Source organism: Alicyclobacillus tolerans, from assembly GCF_900142255.1.
Classification (GTDB): domain Bacteria; phylum Bacillota; class Bacilli; order Alicyclobacillales; family Alicyclobacillaceae; genus Alicyclobacillus_I; species Alicyclobacillus_I tolerans.
This window is the reverse complement of sequence record NZ_FRAF01000001.1, coordinates 178,495-203,062: the sequence shown is the minus strand read 5'-3', so window position 1 is coordinate 203,062 and position 24,568 is coordinate 178,495. Positions and strand designations below refer to the sequence as shown.

Annotated in this window: 22 protein-coding genes and 1 other annotated feature; of the genes, 19 read left to right on the top strand and 3 right to left on the bottom strand. The window is 45.6% G+C overall.

The window, feature by feature from the left end:
• Window positions 1-92 precede the first annotated feature (92 nt).
• On the bottom strand, window positions 93-443 hold the full coding sequence (locus tag BUA75_RS01020; RefSeq protein ID WP_072872699.1) for a phage holin family protein: 351 nt from the start codon (window positions 441-443) through the stop codon (window positions 93-95).
• Window positions 444-668: 225 nt separating this feature from the next.
• Here BUA75_RS01020 and BUA75_RS01015 point away from each other — a divergent pair, with 225 nt between their 5' ends.
• Window positions 669-3,023, top strand: a complete 2,355-nt coding sequence (locus tag BUA75_RS01015; protein WP_072872698.1) for an endonuclease MutS2 — start codon at window positions 669-671, stop codon at window positions 3,021-3,023.
• Here BUA75_RS01015 and BUA75_RS01010 read toward each other — a convergent pair.
• Window positions 2,998-5,256, bottom strand: a complete 2,259-nt coding sequence (locus BUA75_RS01010; RefSeq protein ID WP_072872697.1) for a transglycosylase domain-containing protein — start codon at window positions 5,254-5,256, stop codon at window positions 2,998-3,000. The genes BUA75_RS01015 and BUA75_RS01010 overlap by 26 nt on opposite strands.
• A 108-nt stretch (window positions 5,257-5,364) precedes the next feature.
• Window positions 5,365-5,595, top strand: a binding site (T-box leader).
• 71 nt (window positions 5,596-5,666) lie between these two features.
• Between BUA75_RS01010 and tyrS the strand changes: the two genes are divergently transcribed.
• The 17 genes from tyrS to yajC all read left to right on the top strand — a co-directional run bounded on the left by tyrS (window position 5,667) and on the right by yajC (window position 21,632).
• The gene (gene tyrS, locus BUA75_RS01005; RefSeq protein ID WP_129583471.1) at window positions 5,667-6,905 is read left to right on the top strand and encodes a tyrosine--tRNA ligase; all 1,239 of its coding nucleotides are present in this window, start codon (window positions 5,667-5,669) and stop codon (window positions 6,903-6,905) included.
• A 44-nt stretch (window positions 6,906-6,949) separates the two neighbouring features.
• A complete protein-coding gene (locus BUA75_RS01000; protein ID WP_072872695.1) occupies window positions 6,950-7,696 on the top strand; it encodes a sporulation protein YunB in 747 nt (248 codons plus the stop codon).
• Window positions 7,697-7,769: 73 nt separating this feature from the next.
• Entirely contained in the window at window positions 7,770-9,569 is a 1,800-nt protein-coding gene (locus BUA75_RS00995) for a methyl-accepting chemotaxis protein (RefSeq protein ID WP_072872694.1), read from the top strand.
• Between the two features lie 101 nt (window positions 9,570-9,670).
• Window positions 9,671-10,342 carry a LysM peptidoglycan-binding domain-containing protein gene (locus BUA75_RS00990; protein ID WP_072872693.1) on the top strand — a complete coding sequence of 224 codons (672 nt, stop codon included), beginning with the start codon at window positions 9,671-9,673 and terminating at the stop codon, window positions 10,340-10,342.
• Window positions 10,343-10,348: 6 nt separating this feature from the next.
• On the top strand, window positions 10,349-11,332 hold the full coding sequence (locus BUA75_RS00985; RefSeq protein ID WP_072872692.1) for an aminoglycoside phosphotransferase family protein: 984 nt from the start codon (window positions 10,349-10,351) through the stop codon (window positions 11,330-11,332).
• Window positions 11,333-11,434: 102 nt separating this feature from the next.
• Window positions 11,435-12,340, top strand: a complete 906-nt coding sequence (locus BUA75_RS00980; RefSeq protein ID WP_072872691.1) for a nitrilase-related carbon-nitrogen hydrolase — start codon at window positions 11,435-11,437, stop codon at window positions 12,338-12,340.
• Window positions 12,337-13,188, top strand: a complete 852-nt coding sequence (locus BUA75_RS00975) for an NAD+ synthase (protein ID WP_072872690.1) — start codon at window positions 12,337-12,339, stop codon at window positions 13,186-13,188. Before BUA75_RS00980 ends, BUA75_RS00975 begins: the two co-directional genes overlap by 4 nt.
• Window positions 13,189-13,191: 3 nt before the next feature.
• The gene (locus BUA75_RS00970) at window positions 13,192-13,917 is read left to right on the top strand and encodes a YebC/PmpR family DNA-binding transcriptional regulator (RefSeq protein ID WP_072872689.1); all 726 of its coding nucleotides are present in this window, start codon (window positions 13,192-13,194) and stop codon (window positions 13,915-13,917) included.
• Window positions 13,918-13,995: 78 nt separating this feature from the next.
• Entirely contained in the window at window positions 13,996-14,373 is a 378-nt protein-coding gene (locus BUA75_RS00965; protein WP_072872688.1) for a hypothetical protein, read from the top strand.
• Window positions 14,374-14,490: 117 nt separating this feature from the next.
• Window positions 14,491-15,015 carry a crossover junction endodeoxyribonuclease RuvC gene (gene ruvC, locus BUA75_RS00960; RefSeq protein WP_072872766.1) on the top strand — a complete coding sequence of 175 codons (525 nt, stop codon included), beginning with the start codon at window positions 14,491-14,493 and terminating at the stop codon, window positions 15,013-15,015.
• Window positions 15,012-15,614: a Holliday junction branch migration protein RuvA gene (ruvA, locus tag BUA75_RS00955; protein ID WP_072872687.1), complete on the top strand. Its 603-nt coding sequence runs from the start codon at window positions 15,012-15,014 to the stop codon at window positions 15,612-15,614. Before ruvC ends, ruvA begins: the two co-directional genes overlap by 4 nt.
• Window positions 15,615-15,685: 71 nt before the next feature.
• Entirely contained in the window at window positions 15,686-16,717 is a 1,032-nt protein-coding gene (ruvB, locus tag BUA75_RS00950) for a Holliday junction branch migration DNA helicase RuvB (RefSeq protein ID WP_072872686.1), read from the top strand.
• A gap of 46 nt (window positions 16,718-16,763) precedes the next feature.
• Window positions 16,764-17,546, top strand: a complete 783-nt coding sequence (gene sigI, locus BUA75_RS00945) for an RNA polymerase sigma-I factor (RefSeq protein ID WP_242650217.1) — start codon at window positions 16,764-16,766, stop codon at window positions 17,544-17,546.
• 14 nt (window positions 17,547-17,560) lie between these two features.
• Window positions 17,561-18,841 (top strand): anti-sigma factor domain-containing protein, encoded by a 1,281-nt coding sequence (locus BUA75_RS00940; protein ID WP_072872685.1) that lies wholly within the window; start codon window positions 17,561-17,563, stop codon window positions 18,839-18,841.
• 114 nt (window positions 18,842-18,955) lie between these two features.
• Entirely contained in the window at window positions 18,956-20,023 is a 1,068-nt protein-coding gene (gene queA, locus BUA75_RS00935) for a tRNA preQ1(34) S-adenosylmethionine ribosyltransferase-isomerase QueA (protein ID WP_072872684.1), read from the top strand.
• Window positions 20,020-21,156, top strand: a complete 1,137-nt coding sequence (gene tgt / locus BUA75_RS00930) for a tRNA guanosine(34) transglycosylase Tgt (protein WP_072872683.1) — start codon at window positions 20,020-20,022, stop codon at window positions 21,154-21,156. Before queA ends, tgt begins: the two co-directional genes overlap by 4 nt.
• Window positions 21,157-21,230: 74 nt before the next feature.
• Window positions 21,231-21,632 (top strand): preprotein translocase subunit YajC, encoded by a 402-nt coding sequence (gene yajC, locus BUA75_RS00925; RefSeq protein WP_165611915.1) that lies wholly within the window; start codon window positions 21,231-21,233, stop codon window positions 21,630-21,632.
• A gap of 94 nt (window positions 21,633-21,726) precedes the next feature.
• Here yajC and BUA75_RS00920 read toward each other — a convergent pair whose 3' ends face one another.
• On the bottom strand, window positions 21,727-22,143 hold the full coding sequence (locus BUA75_RS00920; protein ID WP_207549673.1) for a TIGR04086 family membrane protein: 417 nt from the start codon (window positions 22,141-22,143) through the stop codon (window positions 21,727-21,729).
• A gap of 200 nt (window positions 22,144-22,343) precedes the next feature.
• Here BUA75_RS00920 and BUA75_RS00915 point away from each other — a divergent pair, with 200 nt between their 5' ends.
• Window positions 22,344-24,524, top strand: coding sequence for a sensor domain-containing diguanylate cyclase (locus BUA75_RS00915; RefSeq protein ID WP_072872681.1), 2,181 nt, complete (start codon window positions 22,344-22,346; stop codon window positions 24,522-24,524).
• The last annotated feature ends 44 nt before the right edge of the window (window positions 24,525-24,568 follow it).

The window sequence follows — 24,568 nt, the reverse complement described above, 5'->3', positions numbered from 1 at the left end:
CTGAGGAATTTGGCGCGGCTCAAAAAGCCGCGCTCCAACTTTGTGGGTATGTTATAGAAGAATTTTTAAATGTATATGCTTTGTCTCTTTTGTCAATCGTGTAATCGGCTGCGCCGAAACTCAGTAGGTACAAACAGATCGATAATGCCAATGACCAGGGAGGCCAGCAATGCTCCAAGAATTGTCACGCGCATACCTGGTACAAATAATTGGGCAATGTAGAGGACGACTGCGCCAGAAATAAAACCCACGACGCCTCTTCCATAGGGAGAGATGTGGTGCCCAAAAATAGCTTCAATGACCATTCCCAATAGGGCAATGACCACAGCAGCAACAAGAGCCCAACCAAAAGAAGCCACAGCGAATCCTGGTACAATGAAGCCTACAAACATAAGAACAAGTGCGGAAACAATAAAACGAACAATCGTGCCGATCCAATTCATGCGTATGCCTCCTCGTCGCAAAAAAGTTAAGTCTTAGGGTGCAAAACTTGAGCAAAGTGGTTCCTTACAGTTCGTTATGCGGTCGGTTGACGAACCTGTCCTCAGTTTGCCCGATATGACCTGAATCCTATCCGTCCACTGGGTTTTTTCTTTCTCCATAGGATTATGTTACATTGATTGAAGTTTATTTGTTGATTTCTGGGGCTGCGAAACGAGGGATTACATGTGTTGGAAAAATCGCTAGCCACGCTCGAATTTTTCAAAGTTAGAGCGCAAATAGCGAAATTTGCCGCTTCTGGTTTAGGACAAAATCGATTGGAAGAACTTTCTCCCTATACCCTGTGTACAGAAGCAGAGCAGGAACTCGAAGCTGTAGATGAGGCGTTTGTGTGCATACAGCGTTTCGGTCAACCTGCTTTTGGGGGTATCAGTGATATTCGAGACGCCTTGAAAAGAGCACAGTTAGGAAGCGTGCTCAATATTGAACAACTATTGGCGATTCGTCGTTGTATTGAAGGTACAGCGAATCTCAAGCAATATATCAGAAATGCAGTTGGGCAATACGAGACAGCAGAAGGTTTGGGAACATCCAATATCTTTCCTCACGTCCGTGAATTGAGTGAAGCGCTGTTTGACGCACGGAGATTGGAAGTGGAAATTGCCAGGATTATCTTGGATGATGCCACGATTTCCGATCACGCTAGTCCAGAACTGCGTCAGTTACGCATTGAAAGGCGCACGGCAGAAGCTAGAGCCCGCAAAATATTAGAAGATTTGTTGCGCAAAGAAGCGCGTCACTTGCAAGAGCCAGTGATTGCTCTACGCGGACAATCTCTCTGTTTGCCAGTTCGGGTGGATGCCAAACACCAGATTCCTGGAATTGTGAGAGATACGTCTGCTAGCGGATCGACCGTATATGTTGAACCGCAAGCTGTACTCGAGCAGGGAGAAAAAGTACGGGAATTGCTGGTTCGTGAAGAACGGGAAATTGAAAAAATTTTACAACAACTGAGCGCTTTGGTAGCTGAAGTAGCGGACGAATTGCGAGAAAACTGTCAGCTTCTCAGTAACTTAGACGCCTGGTTTGCCAAAGCCCGCTATGCATTGAAGCATCATTGCAGCAAACCGAAATTGAATTCGGATGGATACTGGTTATTGCGTAGTGCCCGTCACCCACTTCTTGATGAGAAACAAGCGGTCCCAATTGATCTGGAATTAGGCCGCGAATATCGCATGCTTATGATTACCGGTCCCAACACTGGGGGTAAAACGGTCACTCTCAAAACTATGGGTTTGCTAACGCTTATGGCTATGGCGGGCTGTTTTATTCACGCGAATGAAAATAGTGAAATCGCTTTTTGCCGAACTATTTTTGCGGATATTGGCGATGAGCAAAGTATTGAACAAAGTCTTTCCACCTTCTCCTCACATTTAAAAAATATAATTCACATGCTTCAACAGGTTCATGAGCAGGATTTAGTGCTGCTGGACGAACTGGGGGCAGGGACTGACCCGGGAGAAGGGGCAGCGCTTGCCGTCGCTATTTTAGAAACATTAGCCGAATGTGGAGCGCGCGTTGTAGCTACCACTCACCATGCAGAGCTTAAAGCGTTTGCTTTTCGAGAACCGGCCGCCATCAATGCTAGCATGGAATTTGACGTGCAAAGTTTACAGCCAACGTATCGATTGTTAATTGGTGTACCTGGTCGATCCAACGCTTTTGCGATTGCTCGACGTCTCGGTTTACCGGAAAAAATTATAGAACGAGCGTCCCGCTATATTTCCAATGAACAGGAAGAAATGGATCGGTTGATTGGTGAAATGGAAAAAGCTCGCAAACAACATTTGGAGGCCTTGGCGGCAGCTGAAGAAGCGCGAAACAAAGCGCAGTCTTTGGAAGAACAGTACCAACGCGCTTTGGTCGAATGGGAAGAAGCATCTTCCAGAAAAGAAGAAGAGCTTCTTCAGGAAGCGGAACGTGTACTGGTAAACGCTCGCCAAACTGCGGAACGCGTTATTCAAGAATTACGCAGGGAACGAAAGGACTGGAAAGATCACGAGTTTGTCGAGTTGCGTAAATCTTTAGAAGAGGCACTGCCAACACGAAAAAACATTCAGAGAGCCAAGAGTGGCAACAAAAAAGCTATTGCTGTCGGACAAGCCGTGCGCGTGCTTTCGCTTGGACAAAAAGCGGAAGTGATTGAGCTATCTGGCCAATATGCGACTGTCCAAATGGGGCCATTGCGAAGCAAAATTGATGTAAGAGATTTGGAGCCTATTGAAGGCGCAAGTAAGCCACCCGTTCAAGGCGTTCGTGTGAAAGGCGGCGAGAGCATACGTATGGAAATCGATGTACGCGGCGAAACAGTCGAAGATGCCTTGTTACGTATCGATCGTCACCTAGATGCAGCAATGCTACAAGGTCTAGGTCGTATTGTAATTATTCACGGTAAAGGTACAGGTGCTTTGCGTACCGCCATTCGCCAACATTTAAAGCACCATAAAGCTGTTAAGTCGTTTGCTTCCGGAAGCCTTGGCGAAGGCGGCGATGGGGTTACGGTTGTGTCAGTCCAGGTATGAGGTCCGGTGGTTGTGATGCTTCAGGCCATAAATCATCAGGTAAAGGAACTGGCAAATTCGACGGAATTTGCTTGGATTCGGTCTGTATAGGCGAATGTATGCGAGAACAAATTTTGTCTGGCACGCTGCCACGCTCAAAATACTCCTTGACTGCTCGATGAGTCATAAGGCATTGTAGATTGGCTAATTCTCCAGTATCTTTACATATTAAGGCGCTGGTCACAGTTTCTGGTACTGGAAAATTTGCTTGTGCGTTCAAAAGAGGTTTCATCATTGCTTCCCAAAGTTTCATTTTCGTCTGATAAACTCGCATGGGAATGGATTGGTTGTGATTGTAGCCAGTCCACACTCCCAATGTGTAATCAGGCGTATAACCAATAAACCAGCCATTTTCCTCATTGTCTGTGGTGCCTGTTTTTCCGGCTATATTAATATGTGGGTAAGTTTGATGAATATGCCATCCAGTTCCCCGCTTCACTACATCTTCAAGCATAGAAGTGACAATAAACGCTGTGGAGGGACGGAAAACTCGACGTGATACAGGTTTCGCTTGATATAGCAGATGTCCATTGGCATCCGTGATTTTTTCTATGAGATAAGCTTGCCGCCAAATCCCTTGATTGGCGAGCGCGGTGTAGGCGTCCGTCAGTTGTGTGACTGAAAGACCATGTGTCATACCGCCAATGGCGCTGGCTAGTTGCACATCCTTTTCCACCAAGCTGGAGCCACCAGTCAAAGTCTGCGCGCCAATAGGCAGACCTAGACGCTCAAGATAGGCAAAACCTAATTGTGGAGAGATTTTTTGCAATGTTTCGACGGCAGGTACATTGAACGAATGAATCAGCGCTTCGCGAACGGAGACGTCGCCACGAAATTTTCCATCATCATCTTTTGGAGCAAATAAAGGTTTTTTGGAAAAGATCGTAGGTCGGTCAGAAAGAATGCTGGCTGCTGTAAGCTGACCACAATCGATAGCTGGCGCATAATCAAGAATTGGCTTGATGGCCGATCCCGGTTGACGGGCCAAGTTTGCATGGTCAATTTGATCGTCACGGTAGTCGCGTCCTCCACTCATAGCCAGGATGCCTCCAGAATGGTTGTCAATCAGCGTCATACCGGCTTCCAGTAAATCGTATTGTTGTGGATGTACAGGATTTGGCAAATTACAATTGGATAAACTCGGGTTATTTGCAAGAATGTCTTCTAAACGATTTTGCAGATGTGCATCCACCGTAGTATAAATTCGTAATCCAGAGAATGGCAGTGCGTTGATGGCGGATTCTCTATTGGCATATAAACCGTGATCGACCAATAACTGAGCGACAAGTGGCTGAATGTCATCGAGCATTAAGTAAGGGTGATTGCCAAACAGAGGCATGTTGGGGTGCTTCAATTCTTTTAAAATCGGCTCATTCAGCGCCTGTTGATATTCTGCTTTGGAAAGTGTGCCGCAACGGTACATTTCCCCTAGAATCCAATGACAGCGAGTCAAAGTGGCGTGCGGATGTTGAATTGGATGAAACTCGCTTGGATTGTTCGGGATTGTTGCCAAAAAGGCTGCTTCTGCAGGTGTCAAGTTTTGCAAGGATTTACCTAACATAATGTGTGCAGCTGCCTTGACACCATAAATTTGTTTACCATCATACTTGCCGAAATACACATGGTTTAAGTAATCAATTAAAATTTCTTGTTTGCTAAGAAAATGATTGGCTTCTATGGCCAGAACCGCTTCTTCTAATTTGCGCTCTAGTGTGCGTTGTTGCTCTGGAAAATAGACTAGTTTAATGGTTTGTTGGGTAATCGTACTTGCTCCGCTGACAATATGATGCCATACGACGTCTTGATAACAGGCGCGCAATAGTGAAAGCGGTGCAATCCCTGGATTTTTAAAAAAAGTTTTATCTTCAGCGTCTACATACGCTTGCACCAGTAAGGGCGACACTTCTTGAAGAGAATGAATGCTTTCAAAATCTTCGCTGCGGGCAAAATTGCCAAGCCATTTTCCGTTTCTGTCGTATACTTCTGTAATGTGTGGCTGTGATGCCAGGCGATTGACATCAAGCGTTGGCAAATGGTGGGCTGCTACATAGCTGTAACCGCCAGCTGCGCCAATCAGAAAGAGAGCGGTACTGACACAGACACCTGCTACAATTGAACTGACAAAGCGCATTCCTTTTTGCCAGCGAACCACTTTGGAACGGCGTTTTTGGCGATGCTTGTATCTCTTTGTCATGACCGCAGGTCTCCTCTCTTTCTATACATCATGCATCAAACTATGGACAGTTATGAGAGCCATTGACAGCAGATTGGCTTCTGTTATAGATTGAATCAAAATCATTGTTTCATGCTGTTGACGCAGAATCAGTAGGCAGGAAGAATAAAAAGGTCCAGAGAGTCGGCGGTTGCTGCGAGCCGAACCTGCTTCCAGGCTGAACTTACAACTGCTGAGGTTGTGTTTGCACTTTTGCAAAGACACGGATGGGTCCGTTATCGCCTGGAGTGGCTGAAGTGTTTTGAATAGATTCTTCAGCAATTCAGGTGGTACCGCGGGGAATAACACCTCGTCCTGTAGTAGGATGAGGTGTTTTTTATGATTCCTGGGAGTTATACTTCCCATTTTATTTGATGGAGGTCGATCTCAATATGACGGCTGCGCATGTGCCGGTTGAAATTGAAAAAGAAGTGGAAAGACAGTTTGCCATGATTGCTCAAGGTACGGCGGAAATCGTTCCCGAAACAGAATTGAAAGACAAGTTGCGCAAATGTCTGATGGAGAACCGTCCTTTGCGTTTGAAATTGGGAATGGATCCTACAGCTCCTGATATTCATCTTGGTCATGCCGTTGTTTTGCAAAAAATACGGCAAATGCAGGAATTCGGCCATCAAGTTCATTTGGTGATTGGTGACTTTACTGGCCAAGTGGGCGACCCTACAGGCAAGTCGGAAACACGCACACAACTGAGCAGAGAACAAGTTCAAGAAAACGCCAAAACTTATGTCACTCAGGTTTTTAAAATTCTCGATCCGAAACGGACAGAGATTGTCTACAATTCAAGCTGGCTTTCAGCGCTGACATTTGCGGATGTGGTTCGCTTGGCTTCCTACGTGACGGTGGCACGCATGTTGGAACGGGACGATTTTCATAAACGTTATGTAGAAAATAGACCTATTCACATTCATGAGTTTTTTTACCCGCTCATGCAGGCTTATGACTCAGTTGCATTACAAACCGATATTGAATTTGGCGGTACGGACCAAAAATTCAACCTTCTCATGGGGCGCACCTTGCAGAAAGAGTTTCAACAGGACATGCAAGTTGTTTTGATGATGCCGCTTCTCGAAGGGTTGGACGGCGTGCACAAAATGTCCAAAAGTCTCGGCAATTATGTAGGTGTTAATGAAGATTTACACACCATGTTCGGCAAATTAATGTCGATTCCAGATGAATTGTTGCCAAAGTATTACCTTCTGCTTCTCACTCCAGCTCAAACGGAATATGAGAACTGGCTCCAAAGTTTAAAAAATGGCACTCTTCATCCCCGTGATGCCAAAATGCAAGTGGCTGCTGAACTAGTAAGACGTTTTCACGGTGACGACGCAGTACAAAAAGCGCTTGAACATTGGCAACAGGTGTTTCAAAAGCGAGAACTGCCATCCGATATTCCAGACGTATCCGTGTCTGAATCTCTGATCTGGGTGGTGAAAGCTCTGACAGAATTAGGGCTTGCCAAGAGCAATGGAGAGGCTCGCCGGCTGATTGAGGGCGGTGCGGTTCGTTGGAATGGAGAAAAAATTGACAATGTAGACGCTGAGTTGAATTTTTCTGATGGGGATATTTTGCAAGTGGGCAAGCGGCAATTTGTGCGCATTCGCCTGTCCTAGTTTTATTTTTCGATGCATACAAGAAGCATGGGGGGTGCGCATCCATGCTGCGTCGAAAATTTCACGCGCGCCGCTCTGCCCGCTCTTCCTCCGTGGAAGTGCAGGCAGGCGCAAAATTTTTTTTGCGGCTCAGATTACCGATGGTTATCCTTTTATTTACTGCTGCACTAGTATCTATGATGTTTTCTGCAGAACGACGTCTTCAACCCGTCATGGTTAGCCTGGCTGCTACAGAGGCGCGTCATGTTGCTTCAGAAGCGTTGACACAGGCACTCGATACTGAACTGCTCAAAATTTCAGATGCTGATGAACTTGTCAGTCTCTCTCCAGCGCCGGGACAGAGTAATTTAACAGTTGCTCGGTTCCATCTGCACGCTCTCACAGAAATTCAAGCAGATGCTACTCAAAGAGCTAAACAGCTAATCAATCAGGTTAATCACACTACAATCTCTGTACCGATTGGCCAAGCCATTGGTGGACCGCTTTTCTCTTTGGCTCGCATGAGCGTACCTGTACACCTTATTTTACTTGGAAATGTTCATTCCACTTTGTATATCGATTCAAGTAATACAGGACTTAACCAAGCCGTCCATGTTTTAAAATTGCGTTTAGTAGCGGATGTCAACGTGATCGCTCCATTTGTCTCTTTGCCTCTTAGTGTACAGTCCGACGCACCTCTGGCTGTCATTGTTATGTCAGGTCCGGTTCCTGGAGCTTACGCTGCTGGCGGGTGGAACAATTATAGCCATTCAAACGGACAAAGTTCGACAAAATTTTCCGCTCCCCGATAGGAAAACTCATGCTGGAAGTCGAATTCATCTCTGTCATTTTGACTAGGGTATAGGAGATGGGGGCGAAGTTCAGTTGAGTTTGGAACCACAATTACAAAATTCAGAGCTGCCCAATCGCAGTTCGTCACCACTACACAAAGTACGAGATTGGTACAGGAAAAAAGTCCCTTTTTTATCCATTCAAATTAAAATTGGTGGAACATTTGGCATCATTTTACTGAGTATTATCGTGATTGGCGTGGTCAGTACGGTGCAATTGTTAAACATGCGCAGTCAAATACAGACGGTAGCCACAAAAGATGTAGAAATCTTGCAGGACGGGCACCGACTACAGGAAGATCTGCTATCTATGGATTCAACCATGCACAGCTATCTTATGACGAATAATCAAAATCTATTGAACAATGGCTTTTACGATAAATCGGGCGATTTTATAAACACTTACCATGTACTCAAAAACTTGCTGGCCGATAATCCAAAGAGCCTTGCAGAACTTGAGAATGCCAAAGCTCAATTTGTCAATTATTCTACCGAAGCGAATGAATTGGTAACGTATATGATGGACGATGAAGGGAAACAAGCATTGCAGTTGGTTGCAGAGGGCAAAGGCACACAACGATTAGCCAATGCTTCTGACTCCATCAATGAATTTTTAAATACGGTGCAAACTTCCGCCAATCGTTCTGCTTTACACCTCAAACAAACTGTCAATGTTACTTTTGTAGTATTGGGAGTCCTTATTTTATTCACTATTCTCATTGGCCTTATTTTTGGAATTCCTGCAACGTTTCAAACTCCCCGCAATATTAGACGAGTTACGCGAATTCTCGATCAAATTGCCAGTGCAGATGGGGATTTGCGCCGACGTATTGAAGGGGTGCACAGCCGTGATGAGATTGAAAAATTAGCTGAAGCCACCAATCGGGTGTTAGCCTCGGTTGCTGATTTAGTGCGCAAAGTTGTGCAGACAGCCAATACGTTGGCGTCCAATGCACAAGATTTGACAGCTTCCACGGATGAGACAGCCCATGCTGTCAATGAAATTGCTGAAACGGCTGGTGAATTTGCACTTTTAAGTGAAAAGGCCGTTCTCTCCTTGAGTGACATGAAAGAAGGAATGACACGCGTGGAGGAACAGGGGAACGCTACTGCTAACCGTGTACAGCACGTGCTTCAAGCTGTGGATGAAGTGGTGAAAGCGACGGAACAGGGAGAGGCAGCTGTCGTACAAGCAGAAAGTACCATGCAAACTGTCGCTGAAATTGCTGCTAAAACCAATGAGGAAGTTTCTCGCTTGGCTTCATCATCAAAAGAGATTAACCGTATTCTGGATACCATCCGTGACTTGGCTGATCAGACAAACCTTCTTGCGCTCAATGCTGCGATTGAGGCTGCACGTGCTGGTGAAGCAGGACGCGGCTTTGCGGTTGTTGCTCAAGAAGTGCGCGCATTAGCGGAACAAAGTCGCTCTGCGACCTTGGAAATCGACGAGATTGTTCGGCAAAACGCCGAACTCACTGAACGGGTTACCGAAGTGATGCAAGAAGGTGTAGTTTCTGTTGAGGCCGGTAAGGCAGCAAGCGTGCAAACCAAATCTGTACTGAATGGTATTTTGCAGGCTGTGAAACAAGTGGTTCCCACAACAGACAGTATCGCAGAAAGTGTAGAAAAAACCCGTGCAGTTGTACAAAGTTGTCTGAGTGTCATTCAAACTTTAAATGCTTATATGGAACAAGTGGCTGCCGGTTCACAAGCTAACGCCGCTAGTACAGAAGAAAGTTTGGCAACGGTTGAAGAAATATCCGCAGCCTCACACGAGTTATCTCATTTAGCCCAGGAACTGCAATCCTTAGTGGGTACTTTCAAAGTCTAAATTTCCTTTCATTCTTCTCTGACATTCGACTGGGCGCCTGCATATACTGCCGCAGACCGTGCGCGGAAAGTCTGACTTTCGCGCAGAGGAGGGAATCGGTAGTGAAAAAATATGTTGTGCGCCCAGGAGACAGTCTTTACAGTATCGCCAAGAAAACTGGCGTACGAATTCCACTCATCCTAGCAGCCAATCCAGAAATAACATCTCCAGCCAAACTTATTCCTGGCATGACACTCAGTATCCCGGAACTTGGTAAATCATCTGCTGGTGGGCAGAAAAAAAGTAAAACCAGTAAAGCAACCGTGAAAGTGCCCAGTTATTTTGGGTTTGTTTGGCCGCATGTGGTGCAAGAAGGTGAAAACGTAGAATCGCTTTCTGAACTCTACAACGTTTCAGTTTTAGAACTTTGTCATTTAAACGGAATGAGCCCAAGCGATACACTGGATCCCGGACGTGTGGTCTACATTCCCAGTGCTGCACCTCCCAAGAACATGATGAAAGATAAAACGGTGATGCCAACCGGATCGGAAGAAAATATAAACGACTGGGAAGGCCCCCACACACATACAGGAGGATTGCGCAAAGATATAGGCAGTCCAGCGACTGCTGAAAGCAGTTATGATTTGTCTTCTTGGTCTGATATTTTGACAGATACGCGGGGGCAATTAGAAACAGTAGCCTTCAACAATGATTTGCCTGCATCCGGCCAGACTCCTGTGGGTGGATTAGATGATGAGGGATGGTCAGATACCATTACCTATGACAAGGGTTGACTACACATGGCTCTGCTAGCAGAGGGTGCTATTCGTGAAATCGCATCCTATTACGGGCTCAATGTTATTGCCAGTATAGAAAGACGAACTGTGACAGGTTTGATTACCGCAGATGGGCAGAACTATGTCTGGAAATTTGCAGAGGAGAAAGACAGTGAGAAACGTTTAGCAGCGTTGTCGAAAGTCTCTCAACTTTTGCAGGAAAAAGGTATACGTTTTGCTGTAGCTTTGCCTAATCAGAATCATGTATATTTAACCAGACTTCACACCATTCCATCTCTCGGCTATTTGCAACCTTGGTTACCTGGACGGCATTTGAATCTTGGTTTGCCGAATGAACGAATGGCGGCTATCCATGCGCTGGCCCAGCTTCATCAACTTCCAGTCCAGCGCATGGACGCCTCTGTTCTTTCTCACCATACGCCATTGCAGCAGAGAATATTTCTCAAGGCAAGAGCACTCTCCGGTGTCTGGAAGGATGCTTGCGAACGCTGTCCGCCACTTGAACCTTTCTCGGTTGGTGTGCTGAAGCAGGTTTCCCAGGTGCTGGAAGAGCCCGCTCCGTTTTATCGTCAGCTTGTAGAATTTCGCCAGCTATCCTTCTGCCACCGCGATTTAGCTCCCCATAATCTTCTTGTTGGACCAGCGCAGGAGGTACAGTTGATTGATTTTGACCAGTCAGGTTTGGACGATCCGCTTTATGACGTGGCTCAAATAGCTAACCACAGTTTATTTCTTGGGAATCTTCAAGCTGGCGATTGGCGGAAGATGATGGATGCTTATGTGGAGGCTGCGCATTTGTCGCCTTTGCGAGAACGACTTCTTTGGCGGATTTTGGCTTGGCCGGATATTCTGGCTCGGTCTCTTGTGGAATGGGCGAAACGAGGCTATCCGGCTGACGATTGGGCGCGTGTGCATTACGCACTCAAATGTGAATCAAAAAGGCGTCAACTTCTATACAGTGACAGTCCTTATCCGATTCGCATGTAGTTCTCAGCTTGCATTCGTCAGGTGCCTAGGTATACTAAGCCTAGGATTAAGCAGACGAAAGCAGGTCTGTATAGGACAGTAATAGATAGGAGAGTTGCGATCGTGGATCGCCTACAAGTGGTTCTTGCCCAGTTGAGTCCAAGACTGGGCGACTTTGAATGGAATCTGGACAAGCATCATGAGTGGATTAGGGAAGCTCGGGCGCGTGGGGCGCAGTTAATTATTTTTCCTGAATTAGGATTGACAGGTTATCAAGTGCAGGATATGACACTGGACATTGCCAGACCTCTCATTCATCCGCAAATACAATCTTTAATAGAGGCTAGCCGCGAAATCGATATTGTCTTTTCTTTTGTTGAAGAAACATCACACCATTTGTTCCATGTCAGTGCTGTTTACGCATCTGAAGGAAAAGTACGAGCTGTTCACCGCAAAGTATACCTACCCACTTATGGGATGTTTGATGAGCGAAGGTATTTTGCGCCAGGAACACGTTTTCAAACATTTTCTGGTACGCCTGCTGGGACTGCTGGAATGCTTCTCTGTGAGGATGCCTGGCATGTCACCAGTCCATATTTGTTGGCTTTAGGCGGTGCAAATTTCATGATTGTTACAGCTTCTTCTCCAGCTCGTGACGTGACAGACGCTCATTATTTTGGCTCACAACGTTTTTGGCGTGAACTTTTACGAGTGTATGCACAAACGTATGGCTGTCCTATCGCTTTTGTGAATCGAGTAGGTGTGGAAGATGGCATTTCCTTTTTTGGGGGCAGCGGTGCAGTCAGTCCTGAGGGTGATTGGCTGTTTACTGCTCCTACGGTGGAAGAGGGAATGTTCTCAATTCAACTCGATTTGCGATCGGTACGGCGAGCTCGCTTCAGTACGCCTATCTTACGAGATGAAAGACCCTTGTTGGTTCAGCGCGAGCTGGAGAGAATTTTGCGTCAACGAGAAGAAACTCAGTGTGATTGGGCGCCAAACAGTCAGCCAGAGGGGGAGCGAACATGAAACCTGAAGTTGCCAATCGACTGCGTCTGAATGAGGATTTAACACTGGCGCTGCTAGAACGATTTATTCGAGATGAAGTCGATAAGTCAGGGTTTCAACGAGTGGTCTTTGGTCTCTCTGGCGGCATCGATTCGGCGTTGGTTGCTTATCTCGCAGTTCGCGCGCTTGGTCGTGATCGGACGCATGCCGTTTTAATGCCTTATGAGACGAGTAGCCCAGCCTCTTTGACGGATGCGTTTGCGGTTGTCCATGATTTACAAATGCCGCATACGGTCGTTCCTATTACAGCGCCAGTAGACGCTTATTTTGCTCAAGTTGATGCTCTGCTTGGCAGTCCAGCGACACCGCTCAGGAAAGGCAACCGTATGGCGCGCGAGCGCATGTGTACACTCTTTGACTTTTCAGCCCATTTAGCTGCACTTGTTCTTGGGACAAGTAACAAGACAGAGTTGCTGCTTGGCTATGGCACTCAATTTGGCGATATGGCTTCAGCGCTGAATCCCATTGGTGATTTATACAAGTGTCAGGTGCGTCAACTATCCAACGCTGTTGGTGTGCCACGGTCGATTTTAGAGAAAGCGCCAAGCGCTGATTTGTGGGAAAATCAGACAGATGAACAGGAACTTGGATTTACATACGATGACGCTGATGAAGTACTTTATTACTTGGTAGATGAACGGTATTCATTGGACGAGACCGTGGCACTCGGCTATTCGGAGGCTCTTGTTTCGCGGGTGATTCAACGGGTAAGGCGCAATCAGTACAAGCGCAAACCACCTGTGATTGCCAAAATATCGCCGCGTACGGTTGGTATTGACTTCCGATATTTGCGAGATTGGGGGAATTGAAAGATGTCAGGCCACTCTAAATGGCATAACATACAGCGTCGCAAAGGCAGGCAAGATGCCATTCGGGGGCAGTTGTTTACGAAACTGTCCAAGGATATTTATCATGCAGCTAAAGAAGGCGGCGGCAATCCGGATACCAATTTTCGTTTAAAAGTGGCAATTGAAAGAGCGAAACGAGAAAATTTGCCAGCAGACAGCATTGCTCGTACAATTGCTAAAGCTACCGGATCGTTGCAAGGAGCACATTATGAGGAAGTACTCTACGAAGGATATGGTCCAGGCGGAGTAGCCATCTTACTGGATATTGTCACAGACAATCGCAATCGAACAGCAGCGGATATTCGTCATATCTTTAAAAAACGAGGCGGCAATCTTGGTGAAAGCGGAAGTGTTGCCTGGATGTTCCGGCGGATTGGCCGTATCACGCTCAAAAAAGATACGCTTTCTTTGAATGTTGACGAACTGATGCTTCAGGCTTTGGATGCTGGTGCAGACGATTTACGTGAAGATGAAGATGAATGGGAAATTGTCACTTCACCTGAAAACTTTACAAGTGTTCGAGATCATCTGGAAAAACAGGGCTTGCCTTTAGAAGATGCAGAATATACTTACGAAGCGGTAACACCCATGGAAGTTGATCCAAGTCTGACAGAAGAAGTGCTCGATTTATTGGAGTCATTAGAAGCGCACGATGATGTGCAGAGTGTCTATACTAACGCTGAACTATAAAATACAGAGACTTATCGCCGGTTTTGCATAAGAACTGCCTTCCTTGGCATGATAAGAGTGACTTGGAGAACAGTTTTTATGGCAAATGAGGTGATTTTCATGCATTGGCGTTTATCTATGGCTGCTGTCTTTGCGCTGCTTTTTTGCACCACAGAAGTCATGTCTACAGTGCAGTGTAAAGCTGCAACTCATATATCTCAGAATGATTTTCAGCAAGTGAAAGAAAAATCGGGTCATTCAGCAACACGCGCTAAGCGTTTGGCTCTTTATTGGACAGTGGACGATCGCGGTCAACAGACGTTGCAAATGGCTTCGATGGGCGATGGAAGTGTCAGTGCTTTTGCAAACAATGCTTCCGATTGGAAGTTTAATCCATTGCTTTGCGGCTTTTTTGGCGTACCAGTTTTTGAGCGTCATTTGCAGGCATCTGGTACAGCAGAGTCAGAATCCGTTTAATGACTGTTTTTGTCAAGTAGGAAAACGTGTATACTATGGCGAACCTCTTTTATGGACACGAGTCTGTCTCGTTACACAGTCTCGCGATTTATAAAGGAGGCTTTTCTTTTGTCATCCTTGCGCGTTATGGGGATAGACCCTGGACTTGCTCGTATGGGGTATGGCATCCTTGATTCTTATGGAAATCAGCTACGCGCAGTCGTTTTTGGCTGTTTGGAAACACCAGCCAATACTCCTTTGGCAAAGCGTTTATCCATTTTGTTTCATGGTTTGCAAACGTTATTGGAGCAATATCAACCTCAGGTCATGGCGGTAGAAGAATTGTTTTTTAATCGCAATACCACTACAGCATTTACAGTGGGTCAAGCTAGAGGTGTAGCGATTTTGGCCGGTTATGAGCATCAGGTTCAACTAGCAGAGTACACGCCTATGCAAGTGAAACTTGCCGTCACTGGATATGGCCGCGCGGATAAAGTCCAAGTGCAGACAATGGTTAAAACTTTACTCAGTCTCCCAACCGTCCCTAAACCAGACGATACAGCAGATGCTCTTGCTGTTGCTATAACGCATGCTCATATGGCACCCTTTGTGGCGCAGGAAGAACGGATTCGTCGCGCGCTTTCTGGAGGTACAACGCCATGATTGTGTTTTTGCGCGGCAATGTTTTTGCTATTCATGAAAATGCGGTCGATCTCGATGTCAATGGAGTGGGTTATCGCGTCTTTGTGGCCGAACGTGTTCTTCATGCGCTCAGTCTGCATAAATCGGCTTTTCTTTATACTTATCAACATTTGCGTGAAGATACACAGGAATTGTATGGATTTTTACAGGATGAGGAACGCGGTTTATTTCTGAAGCTATTGGCCATATCTGGTGTTGGTCCCAAAAGCGCTTTGGCCATGGTGGGCAGTACGGATGCAGAGACATTCATCCGTTGGATTGAGTCGGAAGATGTTGATACCTTGTGCCGTTTACCGGGGATTGGGAAAAAAACAGCTTCTCGATTGATTCTGGAGTTGAAGGGAAAATTGGTCGTTCCCATCAGTCCGTCAGCCAATGTGTCGACTCCAACAACTATTTCTTTACCTGCCATGGATAAAGAAGTAGTGGAGGCACTCATTTCTTTGGGATACAGTGAGAGAGAGAGTCTCGATGCCCTAGCCAGTGCTAGGGCAGAATTGCCTGATGCCTCTGTAGAGACATTGCTCAAAGCAGCACTCCAAAAATCTTTTCGTGCTTAACATCAAGAAGTTGAGCGTTTCGATATAGTTATGCAAGACTCTTGCAGTTTTAAGAAGAGGGGGACACAGGTGTGGAACATCGAGTGGTTTCAAGTGAATGGGCCCCAGAAGACCCTGCGCTTGACAGTGTTCGCCCGCGGTTTTTAGAAGATTATATTGGTCAGGATGGCGTTAAAGAAAATTTGCGCATTTTCATTCAAGCTGCCAAAGATAGAGGAGAATCGCTCGATCACGTATTGCTGTATGGCCCTCCAGGTTTGGGTAAGACTTCTTTATCAATGATTATTGCGAATGAGCTTGGCGTCAATATTCGCATTACATCAGGCCCAGCTATAGAACGTCCAGCGGATTTGGCTGCTCTCTTGACCAATTTACAAACAGGTGACGTTCTTTTTATTGACGAAATTCACCGTCTTTCACGTTCGGTTGAAGAAGTACTTTATCCGGCTATGGAAGATTTTTCGCTGGATATTATGATTGGCAAAGGGCCGAGTGCACGCAGCGTTCGACTGGATTTACCTCCTTTTACGCTGGTTGGTGCAACGACCAGGGCAGGTTTGCTTTCCTCACCTTTACGTGATCGGTTCGGAGTGATACTCCATCTTGATTATTATTCGATAGATGATTTAGCTCAGATTGTCACTCGTACCAGCCGAATTTTACGCCTTGTAGTGGACGATGAAGCAGCTAGAGAAATCGCCAGGCGTTCACGCGGTACGCCGCGTATCGCCAATCGTATTTTGAAACGGGTTCGGGATATCGCTCAAGTACAAAAGGCGGCTGTGGTGACCGAAGATATTGCTCGACAAGCGTTGAGTCAGTTGCAGGTAGACAGACTTGGTCTGGATCAGACAGATGTTCGCTTGTTAAAAACCATCATTGAAAAATTTTCCGGCGGTCCCGTAGGACTGGATACACTTGCTGCTGCTATAGGAGAGGAAGCTGGAACAATAGAAGAAGTTTATGAACCATTTCTTTTGCAGCAAGCACTTATTCAGCGGACACCGCGGGGGCGCATAGTAACACCTTTGGCTTATCAGCACTTTGGATATCCATTGCCAAGCAGTGCATCAGAACGTTCCATAGAAGAATTGCCGCTATAATTGACAGACGCCAACCCCTGAAAACGTCTGGACATGAGCGAATCTTATGAGCAGAGAGGTGGAACGTGTGGGCCTATTGCCAACGCGGCGTCGGAAAGCAGCCGATACGCGTGACCTGACCACATTGCTCCACGCTGCCAAGGCAGGAGATACAGAGGCGCGTGAGCGAATGCTTCATGAGTACACTCCGTATATCCTGAAAATTGCTTCCCAGGCAGCGCATCGGTACATCGACCGCCAGACGGATGATGAGTTTAGTATTGCCTTGTCTGCTTTTAACGAAGCTATCGACAGTTACGATCCTGAACGCAGCAATGGTTTTTTGGCGTTGGCTGAAACCATTATTAAACGCCGTCTGATTGATGAGCATCGCAGACAGCAACGTTCCGTGCAAGGAAATCCATGGAGTGATTTTGAAGTTTCTGATGAAGAAAACAATGTCATGAACTATGTGGAAATCCGATCCTCCTTGGAAGACTACGCAAAGGAACAGGAAGCAGCAGCGCGTTCGTACGAAATTGAAGAATACGAGCGTGAACTGCAGTTGTTTAAGTTATCTTTTTCTGCTTTGATAAAAGTTTGTCCCAAACATGAAGATGCTCGGCAAAATGCTATTGCTGTAGCTAAAATGATTGTTCGTGATGATCATTTGCTTTCCTATGTACGGCAAAAGAAATCCTTGCCGATGAAAGAGCTCGAGCAGTTGACAACTGTCTCGCGGAAAACGCTTGAACGACAGCGCAAATATATCTTGGCTGTTGTACTCTTGTTGGCTGGAGATTATCCATACTTGCAATCCTATGTAGCAGGGGTATCGGATGGCGATTGAAGGAGGTGTGGCCAGTGAAGGTTGAAAAAGTAAGAGGAGTGGTGTTGAAAAAAAGACGCCGCTCAGCCTTGGTGCTTACACAAAATGGTCAATTTGCACGCGTTTCGCTTCAAAAGGAAATGCGACTTGGGCAAGAAGTATATGCTGAATTATTACCTCGCTTCCCACTCCTTCAAATTTGGTCTGAGTGGTTTACTGGCACTCGGTCACTCTATCCGAAAAAGGTTTTGTTGATTGGCCTTGCTGCATTGCTTGTTCTTGGTGTAGGTGTCGGTCGCGTGGTCTATCGGCTGAGTCCTTACGCTCAAGCGGAAGCGTACGTTGCCCTTGGGGCAGCTCCTAACTTGATTTTGACTGTGGATAATACGGGTCATGTAAGGTCTTGGCAGGTTGTGGGTAATACAACCTATCCTTGGCTTTCCAAAATACAATTGAACGGACGTTCTATAGATACAGTATTGCCTGAAATTATGCAGTATGCCGTGGTGTCTGCACCCAATACGCCCTATCGTCAATGTGATGTGATGGTAGTCACAACAGCTCCTGTAGGAAAAAACCACAATATACATTATATCACAGAACGAACCATGCACGATTTGCAAAAGGAAACCAAAATAGATGGCAAACCATTGCTTATCATGAATTTGCCAATGACCACAAGTTCTTGGCAGCAAGCTATACAAGCTCAAGTATCGCCTGTACAATTGGCTGTGGTGATGGCCCTTACAGAAATTCGTCAAAAACAGCCTAATATTCCCGGTTCCTTAGATCTTTTGGCGAAAATGTCCAGTCATAGTTCTGGAGTAGACGTCAAAGTTACGCAAGCACTTTTACATCCTAGTCCACAGATTCTTCAAGCAGCGATAAAAAAATTGGAGAAGGGCTATTCGGTAAAGAAAATGTTGCCTATGCCGATCCATGTTCCGGCTCTGAATCCTGAGGATCAACCTCGACCGCCTCATTCTTTGCCTTTGAATGCAAATCCCAGGCAACAAAGTAACAACATTCATCCTGAGATTGCAGGTCTTCATCATGCGCAACAGCATCTTGTACCTTCGCTTCCGAAAAAAAACGACAGTCATCAACACCGTCCTGCTATCCTTCCGTCTGCAAAAGGTCTCCCTGCCATGCACATACCGTCGCAGATAAATAAAATACCTAAAAAAGTGATTCAATTGCCTGCCCATGCGCTTCACGCATTGCATCAATTGCCCCGTTGGATACACCATTCATTGAGAATTCCTCAGGGACAAATTCAAAAGATCGTAGCTCCGATCCAAAAGTGGTTGCCCTGATCATATCTACTTGAACATTCACTTGTCTTGTTTTGACCCAATTCTGGACAACCTTTATAATCGTTAAAGATGTAGCGCTATAAAGGCAAGATGGTCCGGAAATGAGGTTTTTACATGCGAGTGGACGAATTTGATTACCAACTTCCTTCTCATTTGATTGCTCAACATCCTATTGAAAATCGTTCAGAAAGCCGTCTCATGGTGGTTGATCCCGTCACAAAGACGTGGCAACATCGGCGTTTTGCACAGATTGTCGAGGAGTTGCAGTCGGGAGATGTCCTGGTTGTTAATGATTCCCGAGTTTTACCGGCTCGTCTGGTGGGTGAAAAATGCGATACGGGTGGGCGCTTTGAACTGCTCCTCTTGCAGCCTACGGGTGAAGATACATACACAGCTTTAGCCCGGCCAGCCAAACGTTTGCGCCAAGGGTCTACATTGCAGTTTTATCCAAAAGGTGATCTGTCTCAACCGCTGGTTGGCGAAGCCGAAGTTTTGAAGGAATTGCCGGACGGGGTTAGAGAAATACGATTTACTCAGATGAGTTCTTCTGATACGTTGCATGCTTATATTGAAAAAATTGGCGTCATGCCGTTGCCTCCCTATATACGGGCACCACTGAAAGATGAAGAACGGTATCAAACAGTTTATGCGCGTGTGACAGGCTCAGTAGCTGCTCCAACTGCGGGGTTGCATTTTACCCAAGAACTGTTGGAAGAGTTACGCAGTCAGGGTGTTTTGATTGCTCCGGTTACTCTACATGTAGGATTAGGTACTTTCCGTCCGGTTCAAGTGGAAGAAGTATCTGCTCATCAGATGCACAGTGAGTGGTATGAAGTGCCAAAAGAAACGGCTGATATTGTGAATCAGGCTCATGCAAATGGCAAACGTGTGGTGGCTGTTGGCACAACAGCTTTGCGTACTTTGGAGAGCGCTGGATCGAGTGGTGTTTTGCAAGCAACTTCTGGCGAAACAGATATCTTTATATATCCAGGTTATCGCTTTCGAATGGCAGATGCCTTGATTACCAATTTTCATCTGCCTAAATCTACTTTATTTATGCTCGTTTCAGCCTGGATGGGACGTGAGTTTGCCTTGCAGGTATATGAAGCTGCCATTGCTGAGGAATATCGATTTTTTTCCTTTGGTGATGCCATGTTTTTAAAACGAAGAGGTGAAGCATGACCAGTTCTATACAATTTAAGATTCTCAGCACAAGTTCAAATACGAACGCTAGGCGTGGTCGATTGATTACTCCTCATGGAACCATCGATACGCCTGTTTTCATGCCGGTTGGCACTCAGGCTACCGTCAAGACACTTTCACCTTTTGAATTACGTGAGATGGGCGCGGGCATCATTTTGTCCAATACTTACCACTTGCATCTTCGTCCCGGAGAAGATTTGGTGGATGAGGCAGGCGGGTTGCACCAATTCATGCGCTGGCCAGGTGCTGTATTGACTGATAGCGGTGGATTTCAAGTGTTCAGTTTGGCCAAATTGCGCAAAATCACCGATGAGGGCGTGACCTTTCGCTCGCATATTGATGGTAGTCCGCGTTTTTTTTCTCCCGAAACGGTTATGGAAATTGAAAACAAGCTAGGAGCCGACATTATTATGGCATTCGACGAATGTCCTCCTTATCCGGCTACCCGAGAATACATTGAGACTTCTTTAAAACGAACGCTGGCTTGGGCTAAGCGTTGTAAGGCGAGTCACCAGCGATCGGATCAACAAGCTTTGTTTGGCATAGTCCAGGGTGGCATGTATGCAGATTTACGCCGAGAAGCGGCACTTTCGCTGGTCGATCTCGATTTTCCAGGTTACGCGATAGGTGGATTGAGCGTAGGCGAGCCGAAGCCTATGATGAATGAAGTTTTGGCGGATGTTGTGTGCCACCTGCCAGTAGATAAACCGCGCTATCTGATGGGGGTGGGCTCTCCAGACGATTTGTTTGAAGGTGTGGAGCGAGGCGTGGATATGTTTGACTGCGTTTTGCCAACGCGCATTGCCCGCAATGGCACAGTCATGACAAGTCGGGGCAAAGTAGTTTTGAAAAACGCTCAATACTCCCGAGATTTCGGTCCGCTTGATGAGAACTGCGATTGTCAAGTATGTAAAGTTTATACACGGGCGTATCTTCGTCATTTGCTCAAGGCTGGTGAAGTGCTTGGTATTCGCCTTACGTCCTATCATAATGTATACTTTTTACTGGACATGATGAAGAAAATTCGCAAATCAATTGAAGAAGATAGGTTTTTAGCCTTTAAACGCGAATTTTATGAGTCTTACGGTTTTGCCAGCAATGACTCGGAATAAACAAGATTAGGTTTTGAGGTATGGTTCTAAATGCAGTAGGCTCACAGAGTAAATCCAAAAATGAGGTGAATTTTTTGAAACCATCCGCTCTTCTTATTATTGTTGTATTTATTGCGGTATTTTATTTTCTCACAGTCTTGCCGCAGCGTCGCCAGCAAAAAGCTCGCCAGGCTATGATGAATCAATTGCAACCAGGTATGCGCGTTGTGACAGTAGGAGGCATTTATGCGACTGTGGTGCGTGCAGCCGACTCTATGGTAGAAGCTGAAATTTCTAATGGTGTAGTGATTGAGATCGACCAGCGTGCCATAGCGCGTGTGGTAGAAGATAGTCTATCTCGTACCCCAGTTGAACAAGAACAACCTACATGGCAAACGTCAGAGGAGGCAGAAGAGGAGACAAACGCTGCTCCTGTTTTGGCCGAACACTCTGACAGTGAAGTGACCCAGGGCAAAGAAGAGAAAGACGAAGAGTAAACCTAAGGGATTGTAGGATAGAGTAAGCAAGAAAACCGAAGCGGCCAGAGTGCAAATCTGTTGCGCTTCGGTTTTTTATGCTATGAAACATCTATCAGTATTTTTCCAAATGACGATGAGCGCCGATAATGCCGACGAAAGATCCAGCCAAGGTCATTAAGAGTATGCGAAGTACTCCACCTGCGTCAAGGGTGAATGTATGAAAAGACCAAAACCCAATCCCTGTCATGATTAACGAGAAGAAAAATCCTGTCATGCCGCCCACATACCAACCGGGTTTGGATACTGTGTGTCTACTTGCTGCGTAGGCGCCGCATACAGTAGCGAGAGCATGTACGATATAACTGCTCGTAATCATCATACCGTCGTCCCACTCATAGGATTCGGCCAACCACAAGGAAATGAGAATTCCTGCTATGGAGAGGACAATAGCCACAGAAATACCCAAAAGGACTGGATAGGTCTTTTGATCAGACGGCTCCCACGCATTGAAAGCGGGCAAGTCGTTCACCTCCAGAGTTCACCTACTTGTCAGGGTTGTTCTTTCGTGATGTTTCACATGTATTCAATGATTATGTTTTCTATGCAAAAATACTTGTTACATTTTTCTGTATATATAGTACAATAACGTCAATCCCTAATATATTTTCAATCTTACATGTCAAATGTTCTGTTGTAAGATTTGATGGATAGAAAGCAGGTGAATCATCCATGATTCACAAATCACTCAAGCTATTTTCCAGTCTAGCTTGGTTAGTGGGTATAGTGGGTATTCTGATGGCTATTCTTATGAGCGGTAATCTATTCAGGGTAGATCCTCTGCCTTTTTTGGTACTTGTGGTACTCTCTGTTTTTTTGGAGATGTGGCCAGTACAAATGGGAGATGTTCTCTCTTCGTTAATTATGGCTGTACCTCTTGGTATGGTTGCAGCTTTTAACGGGAGTTACGCCATCTGGATACCTGCAGTAGCTTTTTTCATTTCTGCTGTAGCCGTGCAACGACGTTCATCGAGTTGGCACGTGATTGTCTTTAATGTAGGGCAATATTGTCTCTCCAGTCTTGCGCTCGTGAAAGTGTTTCATGCCCTCATGCAAACCAATGAAGCGCCGCGTTCGCTAAATCTTCATGTTGCGTATGCTATGGCCATAGCTGGTATTGTGTTTATTCTGGTGAATCATCTTTTGCTCAATTTGTTGAGCAGCGCGATTCGTAAATTTTCTATTCGTTCAGCTTTGAAAATCATTGGCATTGATATCTTAAATTTAGCATTTGTGTATCCGTTTTCTATTTTTATGGTGCTTCTCCGTCCGCTGGGTAGCTGGCTTACAGTTGTCGCATTGATTCCTCTCGTGGTATTAGCTTATACACTGCGTACCCTGCGCATTTTAAAAGATATGCAAATGGTTCATGAGACAACTATACGTTTGACCAGCGAATTTGACTTGACAGAAATCGGTAAAGAAACTGCCCGCGTCATCAAAAAATTATGTAACGCAGATGAAGTCGTTGTGTTTCAACTCAACATGCAGACGAATGTATTGGTTCCGATTGCGGTAAATCCAGAGCATCGCTTTCACAATTATATTGCTGTGGAGGAAAGTTCAACTGGCATCCCGCAAAGTTCTGGTGGTTTGATTTGGAGTGTACTGAATAGCCGTCAGCCTGTTTATGTACCTGATACTCGTAAAGATCAGCGTGTTCGCTGGATTGGTAATGATGGGCAACAGTTATTGAGTATGCTGGTGGTTCCTTTACATAGTCATGGCAAAGCACAGGGCGCTATTGTTCTTTATTCCAAAAGAACGTTCGCCTTTAAAAGTTCAATGGATTATGCTACGGCTCTCGGTGCACAGGTGTCGGTATTGATGGAGAACGCTCGCCTCTATCAAGAATTGAATGAGCGCTCAATTCATGACGAAGCCACTGGGCTTTATAACTACAGATATTTTTATCAACAACTCGAAAAACGTATGGCGTATGCTGTCAGTTCAAAAACTCCTCTATGTGTTTCTATATTAGATATTGATTTCTTTAAAAAATTTAATGATACTTACGGTCATTTGGCTGGAGATGTTGTGCTGCGTGAAGTAGGAAAGAAAATCGAAGAAATTGTTGGAGAATCCGCGCTTGTAGCCAGATATGGAGGCGAAGAATTTGCGCTTGTTTTACCTATGCCTTTGGCCGAAGCTTTTGAACTCATAGAGAAGATTCGTCGCGCTGTTGCAGGAATTGTTGTTGAGTATGGTGATTTTCAATTACAAGGGATTACCGTTTCCATTGGGTTGGCAGCCTATCCGGAACATAGTTCGTACGATCGCGATTTGTTGAGCAAAGCGGATTCAGCGATGTACTGGGGTGCAAAAAAGCGCGGTCGGAATCGTTCAGCTATTTATCTTCCTGAATTTGATAATCCGAATAATATCGATGGTTTAACGGGGCTTTATAAACATCATTTTATCAATATGCGTGTCAGTGAAATGATTGCGCAAGGAATTGTCCGCTGGGGCTTAGTTTGCATTGACATTAAAGATTTTAACTCGGTCAATACTCGGTTTGGATTTTCCACAGGAAATCAGGTACTCTATGACTTTGCTCAAAGGTTGCGCGATACTGTCCGCCACGGGGAATTGGCTTGTCGTTATGGCGGGGATGAATTTTTTTTATTGGTTCCTGACGCGCAAATGAATGAAATGGAATCAATTGCTAACCGATTGGAAAATGTATTAACGCACGCTACTTTTGATGTTGCAGGCAATGTGGCTCTTCGATTGAAAATTAGTATGGCTTACCAATATATGAGTTCTCTTCATGAGTCCACTGAATTATTTGACGAAGTGGGTAGACAGTTTGCGCTCATCAGCAGTCATCTTCCTCTGGTGGGGGAGAGGTAAAATCGATTCGATCCCATAAAATCGTTCAGTCTTGCCATGAACTT

Coding starts and splice junctions, on each gene's coding strand:
- BUA75_RS01020 (WP_072872699.1), bottom strand. CDS start 443: ATGAATTGGATCGGCACGATTGTTCGTTTTATTGTTTCCGCACTTGTT.
- BUA75_RS01010 (WP_072872697.1), bottom strand. CDS start 5,256: ATGACAAAGAGATACAAGCATCGCCAAAAACGCCGTTCCAAAGTGGTT.
- tyrS (WP_129583471.1), top strand. CDS start 5,667: ATGACGGCTGCGCATGTGCCGGTTGAAATTGAAAAAGAAGTGGAAAGA.
- BUA75_RS01000 (WP_072872695.1), top strand. CDS start 6,950: ATGCTGCGTCGAAAATTTCACGCGCGCCGCTCTGCCCGCTCTTCCTCC.
- BUA75_RS00985 (WP_072872692.1), top strand. CDS start 10,349: ATGGCTCTGCTAGCAGAGGGTGCTATTCGTGAAATCGCATCCTATTAC.
- BUA75_RS00975 (WP_072872690.1), top strand. CDS start 12,337: ATGAAACCTGAAGTTGCCAATCGACTGCGTCTGAATGAGGATTTAACA.
- BUA75_RS00970 (WP_072872689.1), top strand. CDS start 13,192: ATGTCAGGCCACTCTAAATGGCATAACATACAGCGTCGCAAAGGCAGG.
- BUA75_RS00965 (WP_072872688.1), top strand. CDS start 13,996: ATGGCAAATGAGGTGATTTTCATGCATTGGCGTTTATCTATGGCTGCT.
- ruvA (WP_072872687.1), top strand. CDS start 15,012: ATGATTGTGTTTTTGCGCGGCAATGTTTTTGCTATTCATGAAAATGCG.
- sigI (WP_242650217.1), top strand. CDS start 16,764: ATGAGCAGAGAGGTGGAACGTGTGGGCCTATTGCCAACGCGGCGTCGG.
- queA (WP_072872684.1), top strand. CDS start 18,956: ATGCGAGTGGACGAATTTGATTACCAACTTCCTTCTCATTTGATTGCT.
- tgt (WP_072872683.1), top strand. CDS start 20,020: ATGACCAGTTCTATACAATTTAAGATTCTCAGCACAAGTTCAAATACG.
- BUA75_RS00915 (WP_072872681.1), top strand. CDS start 22,344: ATGATTCACAAATCACTCAAGCTATTTTCCAGTCTAGCTTGGTTAGTG.